The sequence below is a fragment of the Cognatiluteimonas profundi genome (assembly GCF_009792795.1).
In the GTDB taxonomy this organism is placed as follows: domain Bacteria; phylum Pseudomonadota; class Gammaproteobacteria; order Xanthomonadales; family Xanthomonadaceae; genus Cognatiluteimonas; species Cognatiluteimonas profundi.
On the sequence record NZ_VKHQ01000005.1, the window covers coordinates 440,373 to 449,037 of the forward strand.

General features: G+C 67.8%; 6 protein-coding genes. 5 read left to right on the top strand and 1 reads right to left on the bottom strand.

What is annotated here, in order from left to right:
- The first annotated feature begins 48 nt into the window (after window positions 1-48).
- From GST15_RS11945 to GST15_RS11960, 4 genes are all read left to right on the top strand, one after another.
- Window positions 49-885 (top strand): c-type cytochrome, encoded by an 837-nt coding sequence (locus GST15_RS11945; protein WP_159017496.1) that lies wholly within the window; start codon window positions 49-51, stop codon window positions 883-885.
- Between the two features lie 147 nt (window positions 886-1,032).
- Window positions 1,033-1,659 carry a thiol:disulfide interchange protein DsbA/DsbL gene (locus tag GST15_RS11950; RefSeq protein ID WP_159017552.1) on the top strand — a complete coding sequence of 209 codons (627 nt, stop codon included), beginning with the start codon at window positions 1,033-1,035 and terminating at the stop codon, window positions 1,657-1,659.
- Window positions 1,656-2,498 (top strand): thiol:disulfide interchange protein DsbA/DsbL, encoded by an 843-nt coding sequence (locus GST15_RS11955; protein WP_159017497.1) that lies wholly within the window; start codon window positions 1,656-1,658, stop codon window positions 2,496-2,498. Before GST15_RS11950 ends, GST15_RS11955 begins: the two co-directional genes overlap by 4 nt.
- Before the next feature lie 10 nt (window positions 2,499-2,508).
- Complete coding sequence (locus tag GST15_RS11960) at window positions 2,509-3,270, top strand: endonuclease/exonuclease/phosphatase family protein (protein ID WP_159017498.1); 762 nt, start codon at window positions 2,509-2,511, stop codon at window positions 3,268-3,270.
- A 279-nt stretch (window positions 3,271-3,549) separates the two neighbouring features.
- Here the strand turns inward: GST15_RS11960 and GST15_RS11965 are convergent, their stop codons facing one another.
- The gene (locus tag GST15_RS11965; protein ID WP_159017499.1) at window positions 3,550-6,471 is read right to left on the bottom strand and encodes a TonB-dependent receptor plug domain-containing protein; all 2,922 of its coding nucleotides are present in this window, start codon (window positions 6,469-6,471) and stop codon (window positions 3,550-3,552) included.
- Window positions 6,472-6,682: 211 nt separating this feature from the next.
- On the opposite strand from GST15_RS11965, the gene GST15_RS11970 reads away from it, so the two are divergent.
- A partial coding sequence (locus GST15_RS11970) for a lytic transglycosylase domain-containing protein (RefSeq protein WP_159017500.1) occupies window positions 6,683-8,665 on the top strand: 1,983 nt, incomplete at its 3' end.

Consider the following 8,665-nt stretch of genomic DNA (forward strand, 5'->3'; position numbering starts at 1 on the left):
CTCTCTGCGGCCGCCGTCGGCGCCCGCTTCGTGCCCTCGGAGCCATGCATGCGCCACGCTCGCGCTTTCGGTATCGCTGCCCTCGCCACCTGCGCCGTCATTGGTGCGGTCGCGGTCGCCTACGCCCAGACCGCCGTCACCCCGGTGCCGGACACCGCCCAGGCCCAGGCCGCGCCGCTGGATGCAGCGGCCGTCGCCGACCTGGCGAAGGCCCATTGGGGCGATCCCAAGGCCGGCGCCACCAAGGCCGGCGCCTGCGCGGCCTGTCACGGACTGGACGGCAACCCGACCGATCCGCAGTATCCACGCCTGGCCGGCATGCCGGAGCGCTACATCGCCCAGCAGCTGGCGTTGTTCAAGAGCGGCCAGCGCAACACCGGCATGGCCGCGGTGATGATGCCGATGGCGGCTCCGCTCAGCGCGCAGGACATGCGCGACCTCGGCGCCCACTTCGCCACGCAGAAGGCGGCGTCGGGCATCGCGGACGACACCGCGATCACGACCGGTCCCTATGCGGGCATGAAGTATTACGAGGTCGGGCAGAAGCTGTTCCGCGGCGGCGACGCGGCGCGCGGCCTGCCGGCGTGCATGGCCTGCCACGGTCCCACCGGCGCGGGCAATCCGGGTCCGGCCTATCCTCATCTGGCCGGGCAGCAGTCGGCGTACGTGGTCCGTCGCCTGCAGGAATACCGCACCGGCACCACCACCCAGAGCGACCCGCACCTGTTCAGCATCATGGCGACCGTGGCCAAGCCGTTGACCGATGAGGAAATCCAGGCGCTCGCCAGCTATCTCCAGGGCCTGCATCCGCGCGCCGACGAAGGTGTCGCATCCGCCGGGCAAGCTGCGTACGCCCCGGCGGCGCCCGCTCCCGCGACCCCTTGAACTTTGCCGGCGTGGCACGGTCACAGGCTGACACTCCTTGAATCAATCGCCGGCCAGATGGTTTGAGCCGGCGTTTTTTTGCCCGCCGCCACGCGCCATCCCCAGGGACATGCATTGGTGAACAAGGTCTTCGCCCTGCTGTGCTGGATGCTGCTGGCGCTGCCGGCAAGCGCCGCGGTGCCGGCGCCGGTGGAAGGCAGCGACTACGTCACGATCGACCAGGGCCAGCCATACGCGCCGCTGCGTGGCAGGATCGAAGTCGTCGAGGTCTTCGGCTACTGGTGCCCGCATTGCGCCGAATTCCAACCAGCGCTGTCGACGTGGACGCGGGCACAGCCGGCGGACGTGCGCTTCACGACGGTGCCGGCGGTGTTCACCGCAGGCGATGTGCTGGCCCGCGCCTACTTTGCCGCCGAACACTTCGGCATGCTGCCCAGGCTGCATGACGCCATCTTCCAGGCCATCCACGTCGACGCGACGCTGCCGCGCGACCCCAGCGTCGACGAAATGGCGGGCTGGTTCGGCCAGCACGGCCTGGATGCCGCCAGGGCCAGGGCCTACATGCTCAGTCCGGCGGTCGATGCCAAACTGGAATACGCGCGCCAGTTCGCCATGCGCAGCGGCGTCGAAGGCACGCCTACACTGATCATCAATGGTCGCTACCGGATCACCGCGCGCACGCATGAAGAAGGGCTGCGCACCGCAAGTGCCCTGATCGACAGCCTGCGCGTCGCCCCGCGCCGGCCCCGCATTCCTGAAGGAGATCGCCCATGAAGCGCCAAGCCCTGCTGTTGCTCCTGCTGCTGCTGCCGCTGGCGGCCTGCAACAAGGCCCCGCCGTCGACCGACGCATCGGCCCCGGCCGCCGCCGCAAGCACGACCACCCCGAGCGCGGATGCCGTCGCGGCGGCCGCATCGGCCGCTGCTGGAGCCAACGCACCGGCCGCGCCGGCGTCAGTCGGCGCCCCGGCTGCGAATCCCGCCGCCGACGCAGCGGTCGCCGCGGTCGCCGACACGGCGGCCAAGGGCACTGCCACCGCAGGCACCGACTACATCGTCATCCAGGGCGGCCAGCCGTACGCCCCCCTGGATGGAAAGATCGAAGTGGTGGAGGTGTTCAACTTCATCTGCCCGGCCTGCGCCCGCTTCGAGCCATTGCTCAATGCGTGGAAGAAGACGCTGCCGGCCGATGTGCGCGTCACCTACGTCCCGGCTGATTTCAACGCGCAATGGCACATCTACGCGCAGGCCTTCCTGGTGGCCGACGCGATGGGCCTGGATGCCCGGACGCACGACGCGGTCTTCAACGCCATCCACATCGAGCATTCGCTGCCCAGCGAAAGCGATCCGCCGGACGCCCGCAAGGTCGCGGCCTTCTATGCCAAATACGGCGCTGATGCGAAGCAGTTCATCGATGCGATGAGCAGCTTTGCGGTCGACGCGAAGCTCAAGCGCGCGAAGCAGTTCATGCTGGCCACCGGCGTCGAGGGGACGCCGACCGTCATCGTCGATGGCAGGTATCGCGTGACCGGCAAGAGCGACGAGGACGTCCTGCGCATCACCAACCAGCTGATCGCGCAGGAGCGCGCCGCCGGAGCCGCGGCGGCCAGGTAAGCGCGGAGGCATGACCACGCGTCGACTCAAGCTGCTCAGCGCCAATATCCAGGCCGGATCCAGCACGCGCGGCTACCACGACTATTTCGCGCGCAGCTGGTCGCACGTGTTGCCGGCCGGCAACAAGCGTGGGGCGCTGGACACCATCGCGCAGCTGGCCGGACGCCACGACATCGTCGGCCTGCAGGAAAGTGATCCCGGCAGCCTGCGCTCGGGTTTCACCAACCAGACCCATTACCTGGCCGAGCGCGCCGGCTTCGCCTACTGGAGCCACCAGCCCAACCGCAGCATGGGCGGCGTCGCCTCCAGCGCCAACGGCCTGCTGAGCAAGCTCGAACCGGTTTCGATCAGCGACCATCCGCTGCCCGGCCGCATCGCCGGTCGCGGCGTTCTGCTGGCGCGCTTTGGCGACGGCGACGATGGCCTGGTGATCGCGGTGTCGCACCTGTCGCTCGGCGCGGCCTCGCGCATGTCGCAGCTGGCCTTCATCGCCGAACTGCTGCACGGACATCCGCATGCGGTGCTGATGGGCGACTTCAACTGCACCTTCGACCAGCCGGAAATGCACATGCTGTACCAGCGCACGCGCCTGCAGCCACCGGCCGAGCGCATCCTGACATTCCCCAGCTGGAAGCCGCAGCGCGCGATCGACCACATCCTGATGACCGATGCGATCGCCTGCCACAGCATGGACGCGTTCCCGGCTGCGCTGTCGGACCACCTGGCGTTGTCGATCGAGCTGGCGGTGCCGGAGAGCGCGCTGAAGGGCTGAGTTGCTTCGGCGCCGTTCGTTTTGCGTTCTGCGCGCCGCCAGCGCTTTCGCCTTTGGCGAGCAGCCCTGTTGTGACTTTGCCTGCGGCGCTTTTAGACGCTTTCGCCGTTGGCGAGTTACTTTTCTTTGCAAGCGCCCAAAGAAAAGTAACTCGCCAACGGCGAAAGCGTTTAAAGCGCCGCAGGCAAGTCAGACAACCGCGCAGAACCCAGCGTCTGCCGCCAAAAAAAACGGGCGGCGATTCGCATCGCCGCCCGCATTCGTTGCCGATGACCGGAATCAGAAGCGGAAGTCAGCGCTCACGTACCAGAAGCGGAACGGCAGGTCGTAGGTGCCGGCGTCATATCCGTTCAAGGAGCAGGTCACGCAGACCGGTGGAGACTTGTCGAAGATGTTGTTGACGCCAACCGACAACTTCAGGCCCTGGATGCCCATCGAGTGGTTCCACGCCAGCTGCGCGTCGTTGTAGACGGTGGATCCCAGCGTGTGGATGTCGGCCGCCGTTGGGCAACCGGTGGCCGGGGTCACGCCCGCATTGCCGCAATCCTCCTTGACCGAGCTGATGTAGCGCACGATCCAGCTGGCGTTCCAGTCGCCCGACTTCCATCCCAGCTGCAGGTTGGACTGCCAGTCGGGGATCGCACTGTCGTTGACTTCCACCCCGACCCGGCGCTGGGTCTGGTTGCCATCGGCATCCACCGCCTTGTAGCCGATGGTGCGCGTCGCCTGGAGCCCTGCATTCAACTGGCCCCAGTTGGTCTGCGGCCCGACCCAGTTGGCCTTCAGGTCGATGCCGTTGGTGGTGATCGTGCCGAGGTTGGCCAGGAAATCCGTCGGCGGGTTGAGGTTGAAGCCCGCGCCGCGGGTGAAGCCGGAGCAGGCCGCTCCGGTGATCGTGCCAGCCGTGCAACCGTTGAGGATCGCCTGGATGTCAGGCGCCTGGATGGCGTCCTTGATCTTGTAATGGAAGTAGTTGACCTCGAAGTCGAGCTTGGACGACCACGCGAGGTTGTCGGCCCAGCCCGGGCTCCAGACCGCGCCGAAGCTGTAGTTGTCCGACTTCTCGGGCTGCAGGTTCGGGTTGCCGCCGGTGAAGGTGGTGATCTGGGTGTTCGCCTGCTCGAACGTGACCGGCACGCCCTGCGCCGCGCATCCCGCCACGTATTCCGGGCCGGCCGGACCCGGGGTGCCGGTGGTGCCGCAGGGATCGGTGAGCGTCGCGCCGAACTGCGTCAGCCCGTACAGCTCGCCGAGGTTAGGCGCGCGGAAGCCCTGCGACCAGGTGCCACGCAGCACCAGGTCCTCGATCGGCTGCCAGCGGAATCCGGCCTTGCCGGTGGTGGCGCCACCGAAGGTCGAGTATTGCGAGCGACGGATCGCGAAGTCGGTGCTGAAGCCCTTCGTCCACGGAAGCAGCAGCTCGGCGTAGCCTTCATTGACGGTGTAGGACGCCGACACCGGCGAGGCGAACGAATCCTGCGACTCGCCGGTCTGGCGCAGCGGATCCGGATTGAAGTTGCCTTCGTACTTGCGATGCTCGTAACCCACCGCGAAGCCCGCGTAACGATCGTCGCCCATCTGCCACAGGTCGCCGGTCAGGTTGGCGGTCAGCAGGTCGAGCACCTGCTTGCTGGAATCGTGTTGCGGGGTGCTGATGTAGTCCAGCATCGCCTGGGTGATCGGGCGGCCTTCGCCACCGAACAGGTCGAGCGGGATGCAACCGGGCGAGGCTGCGCACACCGTCGGATCACCCAGGGCCAGCTTGATCTTGCCGATGTTGAAACCGTTGGAGAAGGTCTGCTCGGCCTTGTTTTCGGAGTGGACGTAATCCACCGACCAGTCCATGCCGCGGCCGACCTGGAATGTGCCATTCAGGCCCAGGTTGACGTACCAGGTATCCACGTTCTGGCTGAAGATGCGTGGCCCCAGCTCGAGCGGACGCTTGGTCACCCAGCCGAAGTTGCTCGACGGATCCAGGTCGATCCCGAACGGGTTGTAGGGGTTCAGCGCCGAGATCACGATCGAGTCGGCAATGCCGCCGGTACCGGCGAAGGGACCGACGAACATCGGCTCCGGCGCGGCCTGGTTGGTGGATTCGCGATTGTTGTAGAGCGCCTTCGCGTGCAACGACGTCGTGTCGTTGATGTCGTAGGTCGCGCTGGCGAACAGCGACTTGCGCTTGGACGGCGTCAGCAACAGGTTGTAGGGGGCGTAGTTGAAACGGTCGGCGCCGCTCCAGTTGTGGTACGTGCCGCCAGCACCCGTCGGATCGCCGCCGTTGTAGTTCGGCGTCGTCGTTCCGTCGTTGAGGGTGATGTCGAACCAGTCATTGCCCTGTGCATCGCAGTAGCCCTGCGTGCCGGGCGTGGTGATGCGCGGATCGCAGAACGTGAAGCGACCCTGCGGCGTGGCGGAGCTGCCGGCGCCGATGCCCGCGCCCGGAATCGGCATGGAGGATTGCCCCCACACACCGGAGCTGATGCCCTTGGTCTCCACGTATCCGGCAGAGAACACGCCCGAGAAGCGATCGCTGGCGCCGCCAACGGTGATGTCGGCCTCGCGGTCGTCGCCGCCATGGCCGTAGCTGCCGGCCTTGACGTGCACGAGCGCACCGTCATATTTCTTGCGGGTGATGATGTTCACCACGCCGGCGATCGCATCCGAACCATAGATCGCCGATGCGCCGTCCTCGAGGACTTCGATGCGATCGACGATCGCCATCGGGATGGTGTTGAGGTCGGCGCTGCCGCTCACGCCCGACGCGGACGACTCATTGACCCAGCGGATGCCATCGACCAGCACGAGCACGCGCTGCGATCCCAGGTTGCGCAGGTCGACCTGCGAGGAGCCGGCACCGATGCCGCCACCACTGGACGGATAACCGAAGTTGCCGCTGGAGTTGAACTTCGCGTTGAGCGCCTGGCCGCTGGCGGTCAACTGCTGCAGGAAATCGCCGATGGACGTCGCGCCGCTCTGGTCGATCTGCGCACGCGTGATGATCGCAACCGGCTGGCTGGTGACGGCGTTGGTCTGCTTGATGCGTGTGCCCGTGACCTGGACGCGGTCGAGCGTCTTGGCCTCCTCCGGTGCAGCGGCGGGCGCAGGCGGCGTGGCGGCATCCTGCGCCGCGGCAAGGCCGGGCAGCAGCAGGAGCGAGAGATTGACGGCAATGGTCAGGCGGTTGCGGCGCAGCGATTGCATCGTGAACTCCGGAAAGAGGTGGTTGATGACGCCCGCCAGCGCCCCTGTGCCGCCGCGGTAACTGTGTTGTAAACAATTCGTGAAGACGGTTCAAGCGGCACTGCGTCATGGTCGTGATGTGCGCCGCCTCCGGGCTGCCCCGGGGGGCCAGACACCCCCGGGGGACCGTTGGCCGGAAAGGGATTCATTTTCGCTTCGTTATAGTCCGACGATGACCTATCGCACCGCTTTTTCCCCCCTGGTGGCGTTGCTGCTGCTGGCGCCCGCCCAGTGCTGGCCCCAGGCTGCCCCGCAGCCGGCCGCCGCCCCGCAGCCGGCGTCGCCGCTGCGGGCGGCAATCGATTCGGCCGAGCGCGGCCTGTTCGATGCCAGCCAGTTCCCGGGGCTCGCGCGCGACCCTGCCTATGGCTGGGTCGAATACGCGGTGCTGGTCCGCGCGATCGACACCCTCCCCGCCAGCCAGGCGCAGTCCTTCCTGGCGCGCTATCGCGGCCAGCCGGTGGCCGAGGCCTTCCGCGAGCTGTGGCTGGCGTCGACGGCCCGTCGCCAGGACTGGCCGGCCTTCCGCGCCGCGTGGGCGCCTTCCGTACGCGGCAGCACCCTGCGCTGCGCCGAATTGAACGCGCGCCAGGCCACCGGCAACGCCGACGCGCAGTGGGTCAGCGATGCGCAGGCGCTGTGGCGCAGCACCGGCAAGCCGCTGCCCGACGAATGCGACACGCCGTTCGCCGTGCTCGCCGCGCGCGGCGGACTGCCGCCGGACCTGCGCTGGGAACGGATCGACAAGGCCGCCGGGGAATGGAACCCGACGGTGATGCGCGAGGCCGCGCAGGGCCTGCCGGCGGCGGACTTCGCGCTGGCCAGCGACTATGCCGCCTTCATGGAAGCGGTGAACGACCGCGCATTGGCATGGCCAGCGACGACGCGCAGCCGCTGGATGGCCTCGCAGGGCCTGGCACGGCTGGGCAAGTCGGTACCGCTGGCGGCCGAACAGGCGCTGCCACGATTCGCGCAGGCGCTGGGATTCACCGAAGCCGATCGCGCACGCGTGCTGTACCAGATCGCCCTGTGGACGGTCGCATCCTACGAACCCGAATCCGCGCGGCGCCTGGCGGCGGTGCCCGCCTCCGCCTACGACGACAAGCTGCACGAATGGCAGGTGCGCGAGGCGATGGCGCGCTCGGACTGGCGCGGTGCCCTCGCCGCGATCCGCGCGATGCCGGACAAGCAACGCAGCGATTCGCGCTGGACGTATTTCGAGGCGCGGCTGCTCGAACTCACCGGCGACAAGACGGCCGCGCAACTGGCGTACCGGCGTGCCGCGCGCGAGCCGCAGTTCCACGGATTCCTCGCCGCCGACCGCATCAACCAGCCCTACGCGCTATGCCCCTGGCTGCCGGATGACAGCGATGCGGCCAAGGCTGCCGTGGCCGCCGATCCGGCGCTGGTGCGCGCGATGGAGCTGTACCGGATCGATCGTCCCGCATGGGCGCAGCGCGAGTGGGACGATGCCCTGGGCCGCTTCGACGACACCCAGCGCCGCCTCGCGGTGGAGGTGGCGCAGGACAACGGCTGGTTCGACCGCGCCGTGTTCGCGCTGGGCAAAAAGCCGGAGGAACTGCGCCTGTACCAGTTGCGGTTCCCGCTGCACCATCAGCAGACCATCCGCCGCGAAGCCGCGAACAACACACTGGACCCGGCATGGGTCGCGGCGGAGATCCGTGCGGAAAGCGTGTTCAACCCCGCTGCGCACTCGGCCGCCAATGCGATGGGCCTGATGCAGTTGTTGCCCGGAACGGGCATGGCGGTGGCGCGCCGGCTGGGGATCCCGTGGTCCGGCGCCGACAGCCTCTACGACCCCGATACCAACATCACCCTGGGCACGGCCTACCTGCGCCAGTTGCTGGACAAGGATGGCGGCCAGCCCTATTTCGCCATCGCCGGATACAACGCGGGTCCAGCGCCGCTGGCGCGCTGGCAGTCGCAGCGCCCGGGCATGGATCCGGATTTCTGGATCGAGACGATCAGCTACAAGGAAACCCGCGAATACGTCGCGCGCGTGCTGTCGTTCAGCACGATCTACGATTGGCGCCTCAACGGAAACGCATTGCCGCTGAGCGATCGCATGCGCGGCAACCTTGGCGCCGCGCGCAAGGGGTTCACCTGCCCGCCGGCCCTGCCGACGGCGGATGCC